17 protein-coding genes are annotated in these 20,110 nt (G+C 66.5%); 5 read left to right on the top strand and 12 right to left on the bottom strand.

Annotated features, from left to right (window positions below):
- Positions 1–11: 11 nt before the first annotated feature.
- From JQ633_RS09635 to JQ633_RS09615, 5 genes are all read right to left on the bottom strand, one after another.
- Complete coding sequence (locus tag JQ633_RS09635; protein WP_211984747.1) at positions 12–605, bottom strand: GNAT family N-acetyltransferase; 594 nt, start codon at positions 603–605, stop codon at positions 12–14.
- 130 nt (positions 606–735) lie between these two features.
- On the bottom strand, positions 736–1,662 hold the full coding sequence (locus JQ633_RS09630) for an SMP-30/gluconolactonase/LRE family protein (RefSeq protein ID WP_211984746.1): 927 nt from the start codon (positions 1,660–1,662) through the stop codon (positions 736–738).
- Positions 1,663–2,105: 443 nt separating this feature from the next.
- Positions 2,106–2,993 carry a 4-(cytidine 5'-diphospho)-2-C-methyl-D-erythritol kinase gene (locus tag JQ633_RS09625; protein WP_211984745.1) on the bottom strand — a complete coding sequence of 296 codons (888 nt, stop codon included), beginning with the start codon at positions 2,991–2,993 and terminating at the stop codon, positions 2,106–2,108.
- Between the two features lie 266 nt (positions 2,994–3,259).
- The gene (locus JQ633_RS09620; protein ID WP_211984964.1) at positions 3,260–5,047 is read right to left on the bottom strand and encodes a tetratricopeptide repeat protein; all 1,788 of its coding nucleotides are present in this window, start codon (positions 5,045–5,047) and stop codon (positions 3,260–3,262) included.
- A 382-nt stretch (positions 5,048–5,429) separates the two neighbouring features.
- Positions 5,430–7,091, bottom strand: coding sequence for an electron transfer flavoprotein-ubiquinone oxidoreductase (locus tag JQ633_RS09615; RefSeq protein WP_211984963.1), 1,662 nt, complete (start codon positions 7,089–7,091; stop codon positions 5,430–5,432).
- Between the two features lie 185 nt (positions 7,092–7,276).
- Here JQ633_RS09615 and JQ633_RS09610 point away from each other — a divergent pair, with 185 nt between their 5' ends.
- Positions 7,277–8,107: a uracil-DNA glycosylase gene (locus JQ633_RS09610; protein WP_211984744.1), complete on the top strand. Its 831-nt coding sequence runs from the start codon at positions 7,277–7,279 to the stop codon at positions 8,105–8,107.
- Positions 8,108–8,222: 115 nt separating this feature from the next.
- On the opposite strand, the gene JQ633_RS09605 is transcribed toward JQ633_RS09610, so the two are convergent.
- From JQ633_RS09605 to JQ633_RS09590, 4 genes are all read right to left on the bottom strand, one after another.
- The gene (locus JQ633_RS09605; RefSeq protein ID WP_211984743.1) at positions 8,223–9,728 is read right to left on the bottom strand and encodes a glycosyltransferase family 39 protein; all 1,506 of its coding nucleotides are present in this window, start codon (positions 9,726–9,728) and stop codon (positions 8,223–8,225) included.
- Positions 9,729–9,987: 259 nt separating this feature from the next.
- Complete coding sequence (locus JQ633_RS09600; RefSeq protein ID WP_211984742.1) at positions 9,988–10,755, bottom strand: ribonuclease HII; 768 nt, start codon at positions 10,753–10,755, stop codon at positions 9,988–9,990.
- A gap of 189 nt (positions 10,756–10,944) precedes the next feature.
- The gene (locus JQ633_RS09595; protein ID WP_211984741.1) at positions 10,945–11,391 is read right to left on the bottom strand and encodes a VOC family protein; all 447 of its coding nucleotides are present in this window, start codon (positions 11,389–11,391) and stop codon (positions 10,945–10,947) included.
- A gap of 126 nt (positions 11,392–11,517) precedes the next feature.
- A complete protein-coding gene (locus JQ633_RS09590; protein ID WP_211984740.1) occupies positions 11,518–12,684 on the bottom strand; it encodes a PA0069 family radical SAM protein in 1,167 nt (388 codons plus the stop codon).
- 161 nt (positions 12,685–12,845) lie between these two features.
- Between JQ633_RS09590 and JQ633_RS09585 the strand changes: the two genes are divergently transcribed.
- The 3 genes from JQ633_RS09585 (at position 12,846) to JQ633_RS09575 (ending at position 14,551) form a co-directional block, all read left to right on the top strand.
- Positions 12,846–13,415 carry a glycosyl transferase gene (locus tag JQ633_RS09585; protein WP_211984739.1) on the top strand — a complete coding sequence of 190 codons (570 nt, stop codon included), beginning with the start codon at positions 12,846–12,848 and terminating at the stop codon, positions 13,413–13,415.
- A 63-nt stretch (positions 13,416–13,478) separates the two neighbouring features.
- Complete coding sequence (locus tag JQ633_RS09580; RefSeq protein ID WP_211984738.1) at positions 13,479–14,402, top strand: bifunctional helix-turn-helix transcriptional regulator/GNAT family N-acetyltransferase; 924 nt, start codon at positions 13,479–13,481, stop codon at positions 14,400–14,402.
- Positions 14,399–14,551: an RSP_7527 family protein gene (locus tag JQ633_RS09575; protein WP_211984737.1), complete on the top strand. Its 153-nt coding sequence runs from the start codon at positions 14,399–14,401 to the stop codon at positions 14,549–14,551. Before JQ633_RS09580 ends, JQ633_RS09575 begins: the two co-directional genes overlap by 4 nt.
- A gap of 379 nt (positions 14,552–14,930) precedes the next feature.
- Here JQ633_RS09575 and moaB read toward each other — a convergent pair whose 3' ends face one another.
- Together moaB and ypfJ are read right to left on the bottom strand one after the other, a co-directional pair.
- Entirely contained in the window at positions 14,931–15,494 is a 564-nt protein-coding gene (moaB, locus tag JQ633_RS09570; RefSeq protein WP_211984736.1) for a molybdenum cofactor biosynthesis protein B, read from the bottom strand.
- A gap of 233 nt (positions 15,495–15,727) precedes the next feature.
- Positions 15,728–16,669: a KPN_02809 family neutral zinc metallopeptidase gene (ypfJ, locus tag JQ633_RS09565; RefSeq protein ID WP_211984735.1), complete on the bottom strand. Its 942-nt coding sequence runs from the start codon at positions 16,667–16,669 to the stop codon at positions 15,728–15,730.
- 392 nt (positions 16,670–17,061) lie between these two features.
- Between ypfJ and JQ633_RS09560 the strand changes: the two genes are divergently transcribed.
- Entirely contained in the window at positions 17,062–18,195 is a 1,134-nt protein-coding gene (locus JQ633_RS09560) for a site-specific DNA-methyltransferase (RefSeq protein WP_211984734.1), read from the top strand.
- Positions 18,196–18,208: 13 nt separating this feature from the next.
- Here the strand turns inward: JQ633_RS09560 and JQ633_RS09555 are convergent, their stop codons facing one another.
- Positions 18,209–19,972 (bottom strand): EF-hand domain-containing protein, encoded by a 1,764-nt coding sequence (locus tag JQ633_RS09555; protein WP_211984733.1) that lies wholly within the window; start codon positions 19,970–19,972, stop codon positions 18,209–18,211.
- Between the last annotated feature and the right edge of the window lie 138 nt (positions 19,973–20,110).

The following is a 20,110-nucleotide window of genomic DNA, read 5'->3' as shown; positions in this document are numbered from 1 at the left end:
CTGGTTCGACCTCAGCGCGGCTTATCGTTGAGTTGATAATTGAGATGCGCCTTCACCGTCGGCCATTCGCTGGCGATGATGCTGTAAACCACAGTGTCGCGCAACGTGCCGTTGGGCGCGATCTGGTGACTGCGCAGGATGCCGTCCTGCTTGGCGCCGAGACGCTCGATGCCGCGCCGGCTCTGGTGATTGAAGAAATGCGTGCGGAACTCGACCGCGATGCAATCGAGCTTCTCGAAGGCGTGGCTAAGCAACAGTAGTTTGCACTGCGTGTTGACCGCGCTGCGCTGCACACGCTTGGCGTACCAGGTCGAGCCGATCTCGACGCGGCGGTTCGGCGTGTCGACATTCATGTAGGTGGACATGCCGGCGATCTTGCCCGCGGCGTCGAACACGGTGAACGGCAGCATCGAACCGGCGGCCTGCAGGCCGAGCCGGCGATCGATCTCCTTGGTCATGTTCTCCGGCGTCGGGATCGCCGTGTACCAGAGGTTCGAGAGCTCGCCGTCCTTCACCGCCTCGGTGAGCCCGGCGAGGTGATCGTGCGACAGCGGTTCGAGCCGCGCATGCGCGCCGCGCAGGGTGACCGGTTCAAGCCAGGGCATGAGGTATCCTCTGTGTTTCGTCCGGCGTCACTTTAACCGTCATTGCGAGCGAAGCGAAGCAATCCATCGGCCCGCATGCGCGGATGCATGGATCGCTTCGTCGCGTCGCTCCTCGCAATGACGATGGCCTTTACTTGTTCAAAAAGTTCAGCGGCAATCCGCCGCGCGGCCAGTCCATCGCGATCAGCTCGCCCTTGCCCGACAGCGTGATATACGCCGTCTTCAGCTCGGGGCCGCCGAAGGCGATGTTGGTGGTGACGCGGTCGCCGGTCGGCACCTGCTCGACCAGCGTGCCGTCGGGTGCGATCACCGAGATGCAGCCCGAGATCAGCGTCGCGACGCAGACATTGCCGTTCGCTTCCACCGCGAGTGAATCGAACATCTGGTAGCCGCCGAGGCCGGCGATCGGCTTGCCGCGCTCGCCGCGATAGATCACGTCGCGCGGCTTGATGGTGCCGGGCTCGGCGACCTCATAGGCCCACAGCCGCGCGGTCGGCGTCTCCGCGATGTAAACGGTCTTCTCGTCGGGCGACAGGCCGATGCCGTTGGCCGGCAGGACGCCGTGTACGGCCTCGACGATCTCCTTCATGCCGGGCTTGAGATAATAGAACGCGCCGACATCCATGTCGCGGCCGCGGCGCTTGCCGAGGTCGGAAAACCACAGGCCGCCCTGCTTGTCGAACACGAGGTCATTCGGCCCGCGCAGCGCATGCTCGCCGCATTTGGTCACGACGGTCTCGACCTGGCCGGACTGCAGATCGACGCGCTGGATCGAACCGCCGAGGTAATCTTCCGGCTGCGGTCCCGGCATGATCATCTTGCCGGTCGGGATCCAGGAGAAGCCGCCATTGTTGCAGATGTAAATCTTGCCGTCGGGACCAAGTGCCGCACCGTTCGGGCCGCCCGGCACCTTGGCGACGACTTCCTTGCGCCCGTCGGGATAGACCCGGGTCAGCCGCTGGCCGCGGATTTCGACCAGCACCACCGAACCGTCCGGCATGACGACCGGACCTTCGGGAAACTCCAGATCGGTGGCGAGAACACGGATATTGGCCATTTCATCCTCCCGGCTTCTTTGGCTGCCGGCGGAGTTTTGATGGTCCCGCGCGCGCAACGTTGTTGTTCATCCCGTTATGGCAAAGGGATTTTGGCTTGCCAAGCAAGCGGCCCGCAAGGCTGCCCGGCGCTGGCCACGCGGCCTCCGCGTCACAGTGTCGTCCCTGCGAAAACGGGACGATTGCGAGCGTGGCTCGCATCGCTCACCAAACAACGCGGCGTCATCACCCGGCTTGACCGGGTGATCCAGTATTCCAGAGGCAGCGGTGATCGAGCCGAGGAGCCGCGGCGTACTGGATCGCCCGGTCAAGCCGGGCGATGACAGCGGTGAATGAGGACGCGGCTCGTAGGATGGGTGGAGCGCAGCGATACCCATCATATCGCCGCGCGGCTAGCAGCTGATGGGTATCGCTGCGCTCCACCCATCCTACGCTGTGCAGCAGCTCAGCTCAGCGTGCCGGCGTGCACCCACCAGCCGGGGTGGTCGGCGCGGAGCTTCTCGCCGGCGGCGGCTGCGTCGGCGTCGGTGGCGAAGATTGCAAAGCAGGTGGCGCCGGAGCCCGACATGCGGACGAGGCGGGCACCGCGGGTCGTGCGCAATGCCGACAGCACGTTGCTGATGACCGGCTCGACGCGCGCGGCGGGCGCTTCGAGATCGTTGGTGCCGTTCGCCAGCGCCTCGATCCATTCGTCGATCGCGCAGCCGGAGTCGGGCCAGGACGGCCGCTGCATCACGATGTCGGTGGCGCCGATCAGAAGCTCGCCGTGGCGCAGGCCGAGCGCGTTGAAGACGTCCTTGGTCGCGACCGGCACGCGCGGATTGACCAGCACACAGGGCATCGCCGGCAGATCGAGCGGCAGCAGGCCCTCGCCGACGCCGGTCATGTCGCAAGCGCGCGAGGCGACGCACACCGGCACGTCGGCACCGGTCTGCAGCGCGACCTCCATGATCCGGGAGTCGTCGAGCGACAGCTCGTTGAGCCGTGCCAGCAGGCGCAGCGCGGCCGCGGCATCCGCCGAGCCGCCGCCGATGCCGGCGGCGACCGGCAGCACCTTCTCCAGCGTGAAATGGCCGACCTCGAGGTTGGCGACGCGCTCGCCGAGCAGCCGCGCGGCCTTCAGCACCAGATTGTCGGAGGTGTCGCCGCAGGCATCGGCCAGCGGTCCAGCCATCGTCAGCGCCAGCCCGCCGCCCGGCTCCAGCGTGATGCGATCGGCGCAGTCGGCAAACGCAACGACACTTTCCAGATCGTGAAACCCGTCGACGCGCCGGCCGACCACCTTCAGCGTCAGGTTGACTTTGGCACGCCCCACTTCAACTAGCGCCGGCACGGCGAGAAACCCCTAAAAACAAACATCGTGTTGCGATTACAGGAAATCGCCTCACGATCCTATCCCTTTGTTTGGGCGGATATTCCGGGGGGATCCCGGCCCAAGTGCCGTATAAACGGTCGTCGTCCCTGCGAAAGCAGGGACCCATACGCCGCGGCCGTGTTGTGAACGGGATTCGTCGTCCGGGAAGTATGAAACAAAAATCATCGGTGGTTATGGGTCCTGCTTTCGCAGGGACGACACCGAGATTGCCGTCCCCTTCCCGGCTAGCCGCCCTTGCCGCCGTCGTCCTTCTTCTTGTCGTTGGCGGCAGCGGCCGGCGCGGCGTCCTCGGGCAGGCCGTTGTCGATCTTGGCCTGGATCTTCGGCAGCTCGTCCGGCTCGGGCTTGAGGTCGCGCGCATGGGCCCACTGGAATTTGGCTTCCAGCGTGCGGCCGACGCGCCAGTAGGCGTCGCCGAGATGGTCGTTGATGGTCGGATCTTCCGGCTTCAGGTCGATCGCGCGCTCGAGGTTCTTCACCGCTTCCTCGAAATTGCCGATGCGGAAATAGGCCCAGCCGAGCGAGTCGACGATGTAGCCGTCGTCGGGGCGCTGCTCGACGGCGCGCTTGATCATCTTCATGCCTTCGTCGAGGTTGATGCCCTGGTCGATCCAGGAATAGCCGAGATAGTTCAGCACATGCGGCTGCTCGGGCTGCAGCTCGAGCGCCTTGCGCATGTCGGCCTCGGCCTTGTTCCACTGCTTGGAGCGCTCCTCGCAGATGCCACGATAGTAGTAGGTGACCCAGGCGTTCTTGTCGCCGCCGGGCGGCAGCGCGTCGATCGCCTGCGAATAGGTGGTGGCGCAGTCGGCGAACTTCTTGCGGCCGCGCTCGATATTGCCGAGCGCCAGGATGGCCTCGATGTCCTTCGGCTGGTCGGCGGTGACGTCCTTGAGGATCTTGATCGCCTCGTCGCTGCGGTCGGCGGCGTCGAGATTGGTTGCGAGCTGGATCTGCGCATTGCGCTTCAGTGGCGAGGACGCCGGCATCCGCTCGTAGATCTTGATCGCCATCTGCGGCTTCTTCACCGATTCATAGAGATCGGCCAGCGACAGCAGCGCCATCGGGTGGTTGGGCTGCAGATAGAGCGCGAGCTGCAGATAGACCAGCGCGAGGTCCTCGCCGCCGCGGCGGGTCAGCGTCGCGCCGATGCCGTAGAGCGCCTCCGCGGCGCCGGCCTGCGGCGACTCGACCAGCGGCGGCAGCTTCTTGCCGGCCTTGGTCTCCTTGATGCCTTCCAGCACCAGCGGATGACGCGGCAGTTTCTTGTCGAAGGCTTCATAGATTGCGGTGGCGGACGCGGCGTCCTTGTTGCGCGAGGTCCAGCGGGCATATTCGTCGACCGTGCGCAGCGCCGTGTCGTCGAGCTTGTAGGTGCGCTCGAGGCGGGCGCCGGCGTCCTTCTCCTTACCGGAGAGCTCGAGGATCATCGCGGCATGCAGATCCTTGAAGATCGGATACCAGTCCGGCCCGGTCAGCTTGTCGATCGAGGCGATCGCAGCCTTGGAGTCACCGGCGCCATAGGCCGCCCAGGACGACAGCAGCGTCGCCACGAGGTCGGTGATCGGCCCGCGGATCGACTGGTTGATGTTGGTCTGCGCGGCGGCGTATTTCTTCAGCTTGAGATCGCGCACGCCGACGACGAGGCGCGCGACGCGGTTGGCCTTGTCCTGGGTAAGGATGCGGTCGGCGAGCTTGACCGCCTCGTCGATGTCGCCGTCGGCGAGCGAGGAGATGAAGGCGCGGTCGAGCAGCTCGGAATTCTTCGGATCGGTGCGCAGCGCCGAGCGGTAGAACGCCGCGGCGGAGGCCGCATCGCGCTCGACGCTGGCATGCCGGGCCGCCAGATAGCTGCCGGCCGTGGTCAGCGCCTTCAGGTCGTTCTTGGTCGGGAATTGCGCGGTGTTGTCGGAGGGATGGTCGGGCGTCTGCGCCGCGAGCTGCGCCGGCGCGACAAGCGCGGCAGCGGCAACGACGGCAATGGTCAGGCGGTTGAAACGGGAGAACAGCATCACGGTCGCCTTGCTCCAGGGATTTACGGCCACGACGGATTTACGGCCACGATCTTGCGATCAGTCTCACAACTGCGACCCAAGCGGCGGCTTCACGGCCAGCGACAATGCCGCTTTTGGCGTACAACCGCAAGGATAGGCATGACGAATCATTTGGCAGATTAGGCCTTTAGGCCCGCCGATCCAGCCAGCCCATCCGCAAGACGCCTGCAGTGTGGCGGTATCGTGGCCGCCCCGCGCACGATCGCGTTGGGAAACAGCAACAAGTGCCGGGAAACACAGGAATTGCCCTGCAGCCAGTTCCACCTCTCCCCTGCGCGAGAGGCGGCGTTCTGCGACGCTCCGCACGGCGTCCTCACGCAAACGTGCGTCGGACGCGCGCTTACATCGCCTCGTAGTTCGGACCGCCGCCGCCCTCCGGAGGAACCCAGGTGATGTTGCCGTTGGGGTCCTTCACGTCGCAGGTTTTGCAGTGGACGCAGTTCTGGGCGTTGATCTGGAAGCGCGGGCCCGCGGACTCCTCGACCCATTCATAGACGCCGGCCGGGCAGTAGCGGTTGGAAGGACCGGCGAACACGTCGTGCTCGGAGCTCTTCTGCAGGTTCATGTCGGCCACCTTGAGATGGACCGGCTGGTCTTCCTCATGGTTGGTGTTGGACAGGAATACCGACGACAGCTTGTCGAACGAGATCTTGCCATCCGGCTTCGGATAGACGATCGGCTGGTGCTGCTTGGCCGCATCCAGCGTCTTCCGGTCGGGCTTGGCGTGCGACATCGTGCCGAACAGCGAGAAGCCGAACAGCGAGTTGGTCCACATGTCGAGCGCGCCGAGCGGCACGCCGAGCAGCGTGCCGAACTTCGACCACAGCGGCTTGACGTTGCGGATGGTGAACAGGTCCTTGCCGACGGCGGAGTCGCGCCAGGCGTTCTCGTAGGCGGCCACCTCGTCATTGGCGCGGCCTTCGGCGAGCGCGGCGGCGACATGCTCGGCGGCGAGCATGCCGGTGCCCATCGCGTTGTGCACGCCCTTGATGCGGGGAACGTTGACGAAGCCTGCAGCGCAGCCGACCAGCGCGCCGCCCGGGAAGGTCAGCCGCGGCACCGACTGGTAGCCGCCTTCGGTGATGGCGCGCGCGCCATAGGCGAGACGCTTGCCGCCCTCGAACACGTCGCGGACCGAGGGATGGGTCTTGAAGCGCTGGAATTCGTCGAACGGCGACAGGTACGGATCGTCGTAGTTGAGATGCACGACGAAGCCGACCGCGACGCGGTTGTCGTCGTAGTGATAGAGGAACGAGCCCCCGCCGGTGGAATTGTTGAGCGGCCAGCCGAACGAATGCTGGATCAGGCCCTTCTTGTGCTTTGCCGGATCGATCTGCCAGACTTCCTTCAGGCCGATGCCGAATTTCGACGGCTCGCTCTTGGCATCGAGCTGGTACTTCGCGATCAGCTGCTTGGACAGCGAGCCACGGGCGCCTTCGGCGAACAGCGTGTACTTGCCGAGCAGCTCCATGCCGCGGGTGTAGGAATCCTTGTGGCTGCCGTCCCTGGCGATGCCCATGTCGCCGGTGGCGATGCCGCGCACCGCGCCCTTGTCGTCATAGAGCACTTCGGCCGCGGCGAAGCCCGGATAGATCTCGACGCCGAGCGCCTCCGCCTTCGGCCCCAGCCAGCGGCAGACATTGCCGAGCGAGCCGATGTAGCAATGATGGTTGTCCATCAGCGAGGGCATCGCGAAGTTCGGCAGGCGGATCCGGTTGTCGCCGAACATCCAGTAGAAGTGGTCGTCCTTGACCTGGGTCTTGAGCGGACAGTCCGCGTCCTCGCGCCAGTCCGGGATCAGCTTGTCGAGCGAGACCGGATCGATCACCGCGCCGGAGAGGATGTGCGCGCCGACCTCGGAGCCCTTCTCCACCACGACGATCGACAGCTCCGGATTGATCTGCTTGAGACGGATCGCCGCCGAAAGGCCCGACGGGCCGGCACCGACGATGACGACGTCGAATTCCATGGATTCGCGCGGAGGCAGCTCTTCACTCATGATCTTGTCTCAGCCCATCGAGAACGCTTCTAAGCTTTTCATGGCCGTTGTTTCCGATTTTTGACGGAAGGACAACCATGGAATCGCCGTCCGGGACGTTTCGCGCCGCCGTAACGGCGCGGGTAGCATGATCTTTTCCGAAAACCGGCCTGCATTTTTCCCATTGATGCTCTAGATTGCGCCTCATCATGGCCCCGACGCCCGAACCCGCCCCTACATTGCAGCAATTACTGGCCTTTTACCTCGAGGCCGGGGTCGATTGCGCGCTTGGGGACGAGCCGATCAACCGCCTGGAGGAGCCGGACGCAGTTCCCGCCCCCGCTGCGCCACGACCGGCTGCCGCGCTCAACCCGCTGCGTCCGCCGCAGCCGGCGATGCCTGCCGTTCCGCGCAGCGAAATCGTCGCCGCGCCGGATGCGGCGATCGCCTCCGCGCGCGAGGCGGCGCGCACCGCGCCGACGCTGGAGGCGCTGCGCGCGCTGATGGAGACGTTCGATGGCTGCGCGCTGCGCCACACCGCGACGAAACTTGTTTTCGCCGACGGCAATCCGCAGGCGCGCGTGATGTTCGTCGGCGAGGCGCCGGGCCGCGACGAGGACATCGAGGGCCTGCCCTTCGTCGGCCGCTCCGGCAAGCTGCTCGACCGCATGATCGCGGCGATCGGGCTCGATCGCAGCAAGGCCTACATCGCCAACGTGATCCCGTGGCGGCCACCCGGCAACCGCACGCCGACGCCGCAGGAAACGCAGATCTGCCTGCCCTTCATCCAGCGCCAGATCGAGCTGGTGAACCCCGACGTGCTGGTGACGCTCGGCAATCCCTCGACCCAGGCGCTGCTCGGCACGCGCGAGGGCATCATGCGCACCCGCGGCAAATGGCTCGACTACGACACCGGCACGCGCAGCATCCGCGCCATCGCCACGTTCCACCCGGCCTATCTACTGCGCTCGCCGTCGTACAAGAAGATGACGTGGCTCGACCTGCGCGCCATCGCGAAGGCGCTGGCGGCGGCTACGTAGGATCGCTGTTCCGTAGGATGGGTGGAGCGAAGCGATACCCATCAATTGCATCCGCGCGGTGAATGATGGGTATCGCTACGCTCCACCCATCCTACACGTCACCTGCGCGTCTGAATCACCCCTTCGGGCGCACGATGGCCCAGCCGATCCGCAAGGTCGGCTGCCGGCCGTTGACCAGACGCTCGAACGAGCGCGGCACTTCCGGCACGAGGCCGGGAAAACGCTGCGCGAGCTCGGGCGGCGGCGTGCCCGCGGTGTCCTGCGCGCGCCACACCACGACGCCGCCGGTCTCGTTGAATTTTTGGAGCGACAGCCACGGCGTCCGCTGCGGCGTGGCGTCGAGCAACAGATGCGGACGGCGCGCTTCCATCGCGATCAGGCTGGCGAGTTCAGGATCGCCGGCGACCGCACGCAGGCGCTGGTTGGTGCGGCGCTCATAGCTGTCATCGAAGAAGCGGCCGATCGCGGCCGACGGCAGCGAAGTCTGCACTTCCGTGGTGCCGGTCCAGGGCACGAACAACGCCGCGGCCACCGCGACCGCGGCGGGCGCCGCGACGGTAGCTGCCCACACCGAGCGCAGCATCCGCTGCCGCCTGAGATGGATGAGGTCGCCGGTCGCGACCACGACGGCGAGCCCGGACATCAGCAGCGCGACACCGGCGCCGCCGAACACCCGCTCGAGATTGAACAGGCCGGCGATGAAGCTGCCGGCGATGGCCGGCGCGAAAGCGAAGAAATAGACGAACTGCTGCGCCAGCGGCCCGACCTTCGGACGATAGATGATCGGCGAATCGTCGCCGCTGCGGGCGAACCAGCGCGAATTGAGGATCACCAGCAGCACGATCGCGGCCGTCGCCACGATCAGCCCTCCGAGCACGACGCCCCACTGCCGGGCGCGGGCGCCTAGATCGGCGAGTGCTGGCAGCGCCGGCAGCGCGATCGCATCGGCGCGGATCAACCAGATCAGATAGGGCAGCGCCAGCACGATGATGACGAGCAGCGCGTAGAGCGGATCGACCGCGCGCAGCGTGCGCCGGCCGCGTTCGGTGGCGAGCGCAAAGCCGATGACGAGCAGGATCATGCCGATCGCGGCCGGCGTCGTCAGCAACAAGAGGCCGCAATCGATTGACCAGGCGAACCAGGCGCTGCGCCGGTTCTGCCCGATCAGCTGCCAGGAGTGCAGCAGCAGCAGCGCCCACAGCGGCCGCGCCAGGATCAGCGGGCCGAACTCGACGCTCGGCGAGGAGAACACCACCACCGTCATCGACAGCAGCACCGCGAGCACGCCCTGCGGGCCGCCGACGATGGCGCGCGCCAGCCGGTAGAACGCGATGAAGGTGACGATCTCGCAGACCTGCGCCAGCAGATAGACGCCGAAGATGTGGTTGCCGGCGGCGCGGTAGGCAATGTCGGCGAGCCAGAACGCCAGCGGCGGCCCCATCTCGGTGCCGACCTGGTATTCGCGGCCGAACGCCAGCACGGTGGCGAGATCGCCGGGCGGGCTGCCGTAGAAGATCAGCGGCAGCAGCAGCCAGATCGCGGCCTGCGCCAGCACCACGATCCACACCACGAGGCGCGGCCGGGCGCGGATCAGTTCGACAACCAGGGAGGTAAACCGCATGAAACGCCTGAAATGCCCCAGCCAGCCGTGTCAGCGGCGTAATGGTCTCAAGGGTTTTTGATAGACGGCGGCGGGGATGGAGGCAACCGATGTGCGGTGGGCCGGTACATCAATCCCAATGAAGGTGTCATGCCCCGCGAAGGCGGGGCATCCAGTACGCCGCGGCCGCTCGGCTCAAGCACTGCTGTCTCTGGAATACTGGATCGCCCGGTCGAGCCGGGCGATGACGGCGGTGGGCTGGGTTAGAGTTGTCGCGAACCTACGCGGCCGCGGAGGCTACGGCTTCGCTTTCCGGATCGACGGTGAACAGGTCGGGCGGCGGCGGCTCGGGGAAATGTTTCAGGCGGGCGGCGACGACGGGGGCGAAGAAGCTGCGGTGGTGGGTGCTGGGGCCGAGGCGGTCGAGCGCCTCGAGATGTTCCGGCACCGCGTAGCCCTTGTGCTGCTCGAAGCCGTAGCCCGGGCAATCCAGCGCCAGCGCGCTCATCAGGCGGTCGCGCGTCACCTTGGCGATGATCGACGCCGCCGCGATCGAGGCCACGATGCCGTCGCCGCCGATCACGGCCTCGCAGTCGCACGGCGTGGCGAGCTTGTCGCGTCCGTCGACGAAGACGTGCTTCGGCATCTCCGGCAGCGCATGCACCGCGCGCGCCAGCGCCCATAGCGAGGCGCGCAGGATATTGTCGCGATCGATCCGCGCCGGTGACGCCACGGCAACCGAGTAAGCGGCAGTGGCGCAGATCTCCTCGAACAGTTCCTCGCGGCGCTCGGCGGTCAGCCGCTTGGAATCGTCGATGCCCTTCGGAATCCGACCAGGGTCCAGCACCACGGCGGCGGCGACCACGGGGCCGGCCAGGGGACCGCGCCCCGCCTCGTCGCAGCCCGCGATCGGCCAGATCCCCCGCTTGATCAGCGCACGCTCGCGCCGGAAGCTCGGCCGCACGATGATGCGCTTCTCCGGCTTCGCTGATGCGGCCGGCTTCTTCGCCGCGCTCTTGGGTACGCTTTTGGACTTGTCCCGAATCATGCGGGGATGGTGGCGCAGGCCGAACCGGCAGCGCAACCGGGAACCCGGCGCCCTTCCCCGCTATTCAGACCGCGGAACGACGCGCCGGGCAGCGCGCTCCGCTTGCCCCTTCTCCCGGCGGGGTGCGCTGCCAAAACATGGAAAACAACCCCATGCAAAGTAGCCGGCGGCTCCGGATCGTTGCGGCGGCTAGTCGGGCAGCGACGCCCGCCGGTCGGCGCCGATGGTAAAGCCCGGCGCGCGGACCACTTCCCAGGCATGGCCGTCGGGATCGGCGAAATAGCCGCAATAGCCGCCATAGCTGGTCGGCTGCGCCGGCTTCAGCAGCTTGGCGCCCCTGGAGAGCGCGAACGCCATGACGGTATCGACTTCCGCATCCTCGTTGCAGTTCCAGGCCATCGCGACACCGTGGAACGCCGCCGGGCGCGGCTGGTCGGGCAGCATAGCGTCGGCGGCGAGCAGGTGCCACGGGAACAGGCCGAGCACGGTGGCCCCGGTGTCGAAGAAGGCGACCTCCTCGCCGGTGGCGCGCATCTTCCTGCTGAAGCCGAGCGATTCGTAGAAAGCGATGCTGGCGCGCATGTCGCTGACGCCGAGCGTGAGGACGGTGAAGCGTGGGGTCGGGGCGTTACTCATGCTGACACTCTCTCTTCCGCTATTCTCTTCGTAGCCCGGATGGAGCGAAGCGTAATCCGGGAAAGCATCTCCATGGACGCACTGCCCCGGATTGCGCTGCGCTTCATCCCGGCTACGGGTACCTCCCTAGAACAAGCTTAGCTGCTGTCCATTCCGCTTCGGCTTGGCGAAATGATCGGTCGTCAGCTTGGTCCGGCGCTTGTTCAACCCGAGCTTCTCGCAGGCAATCTCGAAGCGGCGGCCGATCATCCAGGCCATCGGGCCGGTGCCCTTCATCCGCGTACCCCATTGCGAGTCGTAGTCGCGGCCGCCGCGCATGTCGCGGATCAGCGTGAAGACGTGGCGGTAGCGGTCCGGGTAGTTCGCCATCAGCCATTCGCGAAAGAGATCGCGAACCTCGAGCGGCAGCCGTAGCAGCACGTAGCTCGCCTCCTTCGCGCCGGCATGCGCGGCGGCATCGAGGATGCGCTCGATCTCCGAGTCGTTCAGCGCCGGGATGACGGGCGCGACCATCACCGTGGTCGGGATGCCGGCCTCGGTGAGCCGCTTGATCGCCTCCAGCCGCTTCGGCGGGGTCGACGCGCGCGGCTCCATGGTGCGCGCCAGCTTTGGATCCAGCGTCGTCACCGAGAGCGCGACCTTGGCGAGATTGCGCTTGGCCATCCGCGCCAGGATGTCGATGTCGCGGGTCACCAGCGCCGACTTGGTGACGATGCCGACCGGATGGCCGGCGCGCTCCAGCACTTCGAGAATGCCGCGCATGATCTTCCGCTCGCGCTCGATCGGCTGATACGGATCGGTGTTGGTGCCGATCGCGATCATCCGCGCCTCGTAGCCGGGCGCCGCGAGCTCCTTCTCGAGCAGCTCGGGCGCATCAGGCTTGGCGAACAGCTTGGACTCGAAGTCGAGCCCCGGCGACAGGCCGAGATAGGCATGGGTCGGCCGCGCGAAGCAGTAGACGCAGCCGTGCTCGCAGCCGCGATACGGATTGATCGAACGGTCGAAGCCGATGTCGGGCGACTCGTTGCGCGTGATCACCTTGCGCGAGGTGTCGAGCGCCACCGAGGTCTGGAACGGCGGCAGGTCGTCGAGGCTCTGCCAGCCGTCGTCGAAGGCGACCCGCGCCTCGGCCTCATAGCGGCCACTGGCGTTGGACTGCGCGCCGCGGCCACGCCGCCGCTCGCGCTCGATCGCGACCGCAATCTCGGGAAAAGGGGAAGGCGCACCCGCCGGATTATCGGAGGGCGCCGTTGCCGGCGGGTGCCTGAGGGCATGAGAGGATGCTCTGCTCATGCCGTGAAGCTAACACAGCTTGAGAACAAATCAAGAACAGTCGCGCGGAGAATCCACAAAGCCGTGGCGCAAAAATCTGCAGCCGAGAATGCTGCACTCAATATGACAAGGTGATAACACAGCGGCGCTTTTCAAACCCGTTTGAGCTGATCGAAGCCGCCATGCTGAGCGTGATCATTCCGACCGACGGCGTCGAACGCACCGCAGTCGCGACGCTGGCGGCGCTGGTGCCGGGCGCGGCTGCGGGAATCATCCGCGAGGTGCTGCTGGTCGACCGCACCGGGACCGACGTGATGGAGCGCGTTGCCGACGTCGCCGGCTGCCGCTTCCTGCGCTTCGAGGGCACCCGCGCCGCGGCGCTCGCCGAGGGCGCCCGGCAGGCCCGCTCGCCCTGGCTGATGTTCCTGCATCCCGGCGCGGTGCTCGACGCCGGCTGGATCGAGGAAACCACCCAGTTCATCCAGATCGTGGCGGCGAGCGGCAAGGACCGCGCCGGCATCTTCCGCTACGCCCGCTCGCCCTACGCCGATGCCGGCCTGCGCGATGGCCTGAAATTCGTCAGCCGGATGATCGCCGGGCCCTCGGCCGAGCAGGGCCTCCTGATCGCGCGCGATCATTACGAGCGGCTCGGCGGCTACCGGCCGGAAGCGCGCCGCTCCGAGGCGCGGCTGCTGCGCCGGCTCGGCCGCTCCTCCCGGACCATGCTGCGCAGCCGGATCATGGTCGCGTAACCCCTCCATGATACTTGCCAAAGTCAAATAATTATTTGACAATGGCAAATATCGAGGTGCGCCATGACCAATCCCGACGATCAGGTCGCCGCCGTCCGCGGCTTCAACCGTTTCTATACCCGCAAGCTCGGCATGCTCGACCAGCATCTGGCGCAGAGTCCGTTCTCGCTGAGCGAGGCGCGGGTGCTGTATGAGCTCGCCCATCGCGAGGATGCCGCCGCCCGGGATATCGGGATCGAGCTCGGTCTCGACGCCGGCTATCTCAGCCGCATCGTGCAGAAGTTCGACGACGACGGCCTGGTGGCGCGCAAGCCGCTGCCAAGCGACCGGCGGCAAATCCGCCTCAACCTCACGGCCAAGGGACGGCAGGCCTTCGCCAAGGTCAACCGCTCGTCCCACGACGAGGTCGCTGCGATGCTGGCGGCGCTGTCGCCGGGCGACCGCACGCGCGTGACCACGGCGATGGCGACCATTGAGCAACTGCTGGAGCCGCCGGCGGAGAAGCCGGCCGGCTACCTGCTGCGCAGCCACCGGATCGGCGACATCGGCTGGGTGGTCTCGCGGCAGGGCCGCGCCTATGCGGAGGAATATGGCTGGGACATCAGCTACGAGGCCCTGGTCGCCGAAATCTGTGCGCAATTCATCAAGTCGTTCGATCCCGCGCACGAGCATTGCTGGATCGCCGAGGTGGAGGGCGAGCCGGTCGGCTCCATCTTCCTCGTCAACGGCGGCGACGGCGTCGCCAAGCTGCGGCTGTTGATGGTGGAGGAGAAGGCACGTGGGCTCGGCGTCGGTCGCGCTCTGGTCGAGCAATGCATCCGCACCGCGCGCGACAACGGCTACAAGCGGATGACGCTGTGGACCCAGAGCAACCTGCTCGCCGCACGCGGCATCTATGCCCGCGCCGGCTTCCGGAAAGTGAAGGAAGAGAAGCATCACAGCTTCGGCGTCGATCTGCTCGGCGAGACCTGGGAGCTGGAGCTGTGAAGCCGCAGCGCCGCGACACCGGGCGGCGCGTGAATGCAGAGCTGATGACATTCTATATCCGCCGCGCGCACGCACTTCGCGCCGAGGCGTATCGCGGCGCCGTCCGGGCGCTGTGGCGCGCCGTGGTCAGGATTATCGGCCGCGGTTGATCGGCAGCGCGTAGCCCGGATGGAGCGAAGCGCAATCCGGGAACGGTATCGCCGCGGAATGACCGCCCCGGATTTCGCTTCGCTGCATCCGGGCTACGAGACTGCAGTTCTACGCCGTAGTCTCCCCGTCATTCCGGGGCGCGCCAACGGGTCCGCGCGAAGCGCGGCCTGATGACAGGCTCCGCGCGAGCCCGGAATCCATTTCGCCGCAGCGTTGGAGGATGAATGGATTCCGGGCTCATCGCTGCGCGATGCCCCGGAATGACGGGGTAGAGAGAGCGCGTAGCCCGGATGCAGCGCAGCGAAATCCGGGAACGGTGTCTCCGCGCGAGAGACTGCCCCGGATTTCGCTTCGCTGCATCCGGGCTACGGGAGCTGCCTATGCGCTCGCGCCTTTTGCCTTCGGGCGGCGCAGGTGCTCGTCGAGGCGCGGCATGATCTCGACGAAATTGCAGGGGCGCGTGCGGTAGTCGAGCTGCGCGGCCAGGATGCCGTCCCAGCCGTCGCGGCAGGCGCCGGGCGAACCCGGCAGGCAGAAGATGAAGGTGGCGCCGGCGACGCCGGCGGTGGCGCGGCTCTGGATCGTCGACGCGCCGATCTTGGCATGGCTCAACATGTGGAAGGCGATCGAGAAGCCTTCCATCCGCTTCTCGAACAGCGGCTCGACCGCTTCCGGCGTCACGTCGCGCCCGGTGAAGCCGGTCCCGCCGGTGGTGATCACGGCGTCGACGCCGTCATCCGCGATCCAGCGCCGGATCACCGCGCGGATCGCTTCGACATCGTCGGTGACGATCTCGCGCGCCGCAAGCCTGTGGCCGGCCGCGGTGAGACGGTCGGCGAGCGTGGTACCGGACTTGTCGTCGGCCAGCGAGCGCGTGTCGGAGATCGTCAGCACCGCGATGTTGAGCGGGATGAAGGTTTTGGTTTCGTCGAGTGAGGACATTTCAACTACTCCGCACACTCCGGAGGAGCGCGGTCGCCCTCCGTACCCGTCGTCCCGGCGAAGGCCGGGACCCATTACCACCGGCCTGAATTGCTGGAGAAGGCCGGGGCCCCAGCGTCACGTAACAATGACCCCTCGGTGGTTATGGGTCCCGGCCTTCGCCGGGACGACACTGAATATTTAGTGCCGCTTGTGAGTCATACATTCAAAGCGCTCGCGCGATCGAGAGCAGCCTACCCGCTGCTGCCGAATGTATTGCACGACTGCACCGTGCCCTGCTGGTAGCCCCGCATGAACCACTCCTTGCGCTGGGCGGCGGAGCCGTGGGTGAAGGAGTCGGGGACCACCCTGCCCGTCGCCTGGCGCTGGAGCGTGTCGTCGCCGATCGCGTTCGCGGTGGTCAGCGCTGCGTCGATGTCGCCCGCCTCGAGGAAGCCGGGCCGCTTCTTCTCCTCGCGGTTGACCCAGACGCCGGACAGGCAGTCGGCCTGCAACTCGACGCGGACCTGCAGCGCGTTGGCCTCGGCCTTGCTGCCGGCCTGCTGCTGCATCCGCGTCACGCGCGGGATGATGCCGAGCAGGTTCTGGATGTGATGGCCGGCCTCATGCGCGATGATATAGGCCGTGGTGAACTTGCAGGCGTTGCCCGAGCAGCCGCGGAACCGGGTCTCGACCTCGCGGAAGAACGCGGTATCGAGGAAGATCGTCTTGTCCGGCGGGCAGTAGAACGGCCCCATCGCCGACTGCGCCATGCCGCAGCGGCCGCCATTGGTGGCATTGCGGAACAGCACGATCTTCGGTCCGGTATAGGTCTGGCCGGAGGCTTGGAAGATCTCGCTCCAGCGATCGTCGATCTCGCCAAGAATACCCGATATCATGCTGCCCACCTCGTCGGTCGGCGCGCCGCGCTTGGTCTGGCCGCCCGACGACTGCCGGTCGGTCTGATAGGTCGGCGCCTGGCCGCCGCCGGTCAGGATTTCGGCGCCGCCGATCAGGATCCGCGGGTCGATGCCAAAGGCATAGCCGAGCAGACCGAGCACGATGACCGTGCCGATGCCGAGCCCGCGGCCGCCGCCCATCGGAACGCCGAAACCACCGCCTCCGCCGCCACCCATCCCGCCCTCGTCGCGACGGTCTTCGATGTCGTCGCTGCGGCGGAAATCATCATAGCGCATGGCGTTTCCCTTCATTCCAGTCGGTGACCCAACGCGGGACACACAGACGTAAAATTTCCAGTGTGTTAATCAATATCCTGCCCGGCAAAAATTGCCTAGTGCGCGAATGCGCGGGGCCCGCATCGCACAACCGGCCTGCCGCCGAGGCAATCCTTGCCGAATCCTCTGGGAGAATCGCGACGGATTCGTGTTCGCAAGATTTCTCACCGCATCGCATTGGCACAGAATGCACATGCGCACGCATCTGTGCATGCGTCATCAATTGGTGCTGCAATCTTTGACGCGAACATTTCCAATTAAGTCGATTTTTACTTTGCCCGGTCAATGTGTGGTCAGTCGGTTGTTTAGTCCCGCGTCGCCGACAGCGTCGCCTGAGTCAGAGTTCTTGAGTCATGGTAGTGTCGCGTCGCGGGGCGTCTGCAAAGGCGCCCCGCACTAAATTTGAGAGTGCCCCGTCGGCTCAGATCGTCATTGGCGATTGCGTGGCCGAGTTGTCGAAGCTTCCGGCCGGCTCGGTCGACCTGGTCTTCGCGGATCCTCCCTACAATCTGCAGCTCAAGGGCGAACTGAAGCGCCCCGACGAGTCGCATGTCGATGCGGTCGACGACGAGTGGGACAAGTTCTCCTCGTTCGCCGCTTACGACGATTTCACCCGCGCCTGGCTGCTGGCCTGCCGCCGCGTGATGAAGCCGTCGGCGACGCTGTGGGTGATCGGCTCCTATCACAACATCTTCCGCGTCGGCGCCGTGATGCAGGACCTCGGCTTCTGGCTGCTCAACGACATCGTCTGGCGCAAGTCCAATCCGATGCCAAATTTTCGCGGCCGCCGCTTCACCAACGCGCACGAGACGATGATCTGGGCCGCGCGCGACGAAAAGGCCAAGGGCTACACCTTCAACTACGAAGCGCTGAAGGCGGCCAATGAGGACGTGCAGGCACGCTCCGACTGGCTGATCCCGCTGTGCACCGGCGAGGAGCGCCTCAAGGGCGCCGACGGCAAGAAGGTTCATCCGACGCAGAAACCCGAGCAGTTGCTCGCCCGCGTGCTGCTGTCGTCGTCGAAGCCCGGCGATCTCGTGATCGATCCGTTCAACGGCACCGGCACAACCGGCGCCGTCGCCAAGCGGCTCGGCCGCAACTATATCGGCTTCGAGCGCGACAAGGCCTACGCCGCCGCCGCCGAAGCGCGGATCGCCGCCATCGAGCCGCTGCCGGAAGCGACGCTGGCGCCGTTCATGACCGCGCGCGAAGCGCCGCGCGTCGCATTCTCCGAACTGATCGAGCGCGGAATGATCCTGCCCGGCGCAAAACTCGTCGACGCCAAGAAGCGCCACGGCGCGCTGGTCCGCGCCGACGGCGCCATCATGCTCGGCGACAAGGTCGGCTCGATCCACCGCATCGGCGCCGTCGCCCAGGGCTCGGAAGCCTGCAACGGCTGGACCTTCTGGCACGTCGAGACCAAGAATGGCCTCAAGCTGATCGACGAGCTGCGCTCCGAGATCCGCTCGGGGATGGCTGCCAGCTGAGGCCCGCGCGCCGTCAGCGCGACCGGCAGCCTGTGCCCTTGCTCTCGCCGGTCTCCTCCACGATCACGCAGGAATGCCCGGGATCTCCGTCCGGATACGGCGCGCCCTTCATCACCAGGAAGGTGACCGAATGCGCGCCGTACAGGCCCGGCGGAAACCGCATCTTACTGCGGACGATGTACTCGCCGGCCTTGTTCTGCGTGATGCCGCCATTCGCGAGCAACTGGGCGAGCCCCGCCTGCGCCGGAAGCACCTCGTAAGGCGCGACCGGTGCGGTCGCGACCACGGTCTTGGGATCGATCTCGACTACCCCGCCGGGCCAATAGCGCAGCGCGTCGTCACTGGCCCGGCTCGGGCCGAACTGGATGATGATGTTACCGGGACCGACGATGCTGTTCGAACCCTGGCGGACGGCAGGCCTCTGACCGCGGTGCTCCCTGACCGTATCGATCCTGCCGGAGGGCACACTGAAGGTGGACACCGCGTATTGGCCGGCGATGACGTCGGGCGCCCTGCCCGTCGCGGCCCGGATGGCGCCGGCGGCCTGCAGCGCGCCGCTCGACGGCGTCTCGTAGAAATAGTTGATGCAGTTCGACCGGCTCAGGAAGCTGACGCGGTCGCGTCCGACACCCGTCGCTCCGGCCACCGGTCCCTGCTTCGGATCGCTGCTGTTGCGGCCGGTGCTCCAGCTCGTCAGCACGATGCGCTCGACCCGCTCGACGGCGCCGCCGAACTGCCAGATGGTCGGGGTGTAGCTCGCGATCACCACATAGAGCGGCTCGTCGCCCGGCTCGATATTGACGCGCCCGGCATTCACCACAGCATCCTGCGAACCGATCGTCAGGCCCGACAAGGATTCGGTTTCGTACGCACCGAGCAGCACGATCCTGGCCTTCCCGGATGGGGCCGGCATCGCGCACACCGCGCGCTCGGCATCGATCGCGGCTTGCCGCTTCTGTGCCAGTTCGGCCAGCTCGCGCGTGCGCTTCTGTGCGGCCTCGGCCGCCCCGGCATTCGCGCCGGCCTGTGCCGACTTACGCCGGGCGTCGGTTGACTCCTGCTGCGAGATCTTCCCGTCATTGTCGGCATCGACCTTGCGGAACAGCGCCTCACCCGCGGCCTCGTAAGCCGCGCGCGACAATTCGTCCGCCGAGACCGTCTCGAGCGTCAGCGCCTGGCGGGTGCGTGCAGCGAGACCGTTGATCGCGAGGTTCTGCCGCTGAATCGCCTCGCCGAACTTGCCTGCCTCGGCGAGGCTGACCTTGCCATCCTTGTCGGTGTCGAGCGCCATGACCTCCGTTACCATGCGATCGATGGTTTCTTCAGTGCCGCCGAGCGGCGCTTTGCCCCGCGCAGCCAGCGCACGGGACGTGCGCCAATCATAGGCCGCAGCCCTGCGCATTTCGTCCGCGGTCACGAAGCCATCGCCGTCGAGGTCGAAGCGCATCACGCCGGTCCAGGCGCCGAGCCTGATCCGGATCGTCTCCATCAGCGCATGCAGCTCGACATCGCGCTGCGTGACCTTGCCGTCGCCATCAGCATCGAGGTTGGCGAACTCATCGGACAGCACATCGAGGTAATGTTCCAGCGTCGCGCCGGTCGCCAGACGTGACAGGAGCTGCTGCTCGGCTGGGTTTACGGGCGCGGTCGCGCTCGCGGGCGGCAGGCTCGAGGGCGGCGGGTTTGGCGTCTGCGCCAGCGCGGCCGGCGCTCCAGCGATCGTTGCGATGATGAGACCCGGCAGGGCCACAGCACGCAGGCTTGTGACGAGGGACATTTCCGAACTTCTCCCGGACCCATGGGCATAGGCGAAGCATCGCTCGCGGACAAGTTGCACGGCCCTATCGAAGCAAGAGAGAGTAAATGGTTGCTTGCGGCGGTCTGCAGCCTTGCCGGAGCCTCACAGCGAGGGCGC

The sequence above is a fragment of the Bradyrhizobium tropiciagri genome, from assembly GCF_018130505.1.
GTDB classification, from domain to species: Bacteria; Pseudomonadota; Alphaproteobacteria; order Rhizobiales; family Xanthobacteraceae; genus Bradyrhizobium; species Bradyrhizobium tropiciagri_B.
Note: the sequence above shows the minus strand (reverse complement) of the source record. Positions and strands in the feature narration are given on the sequence as shown.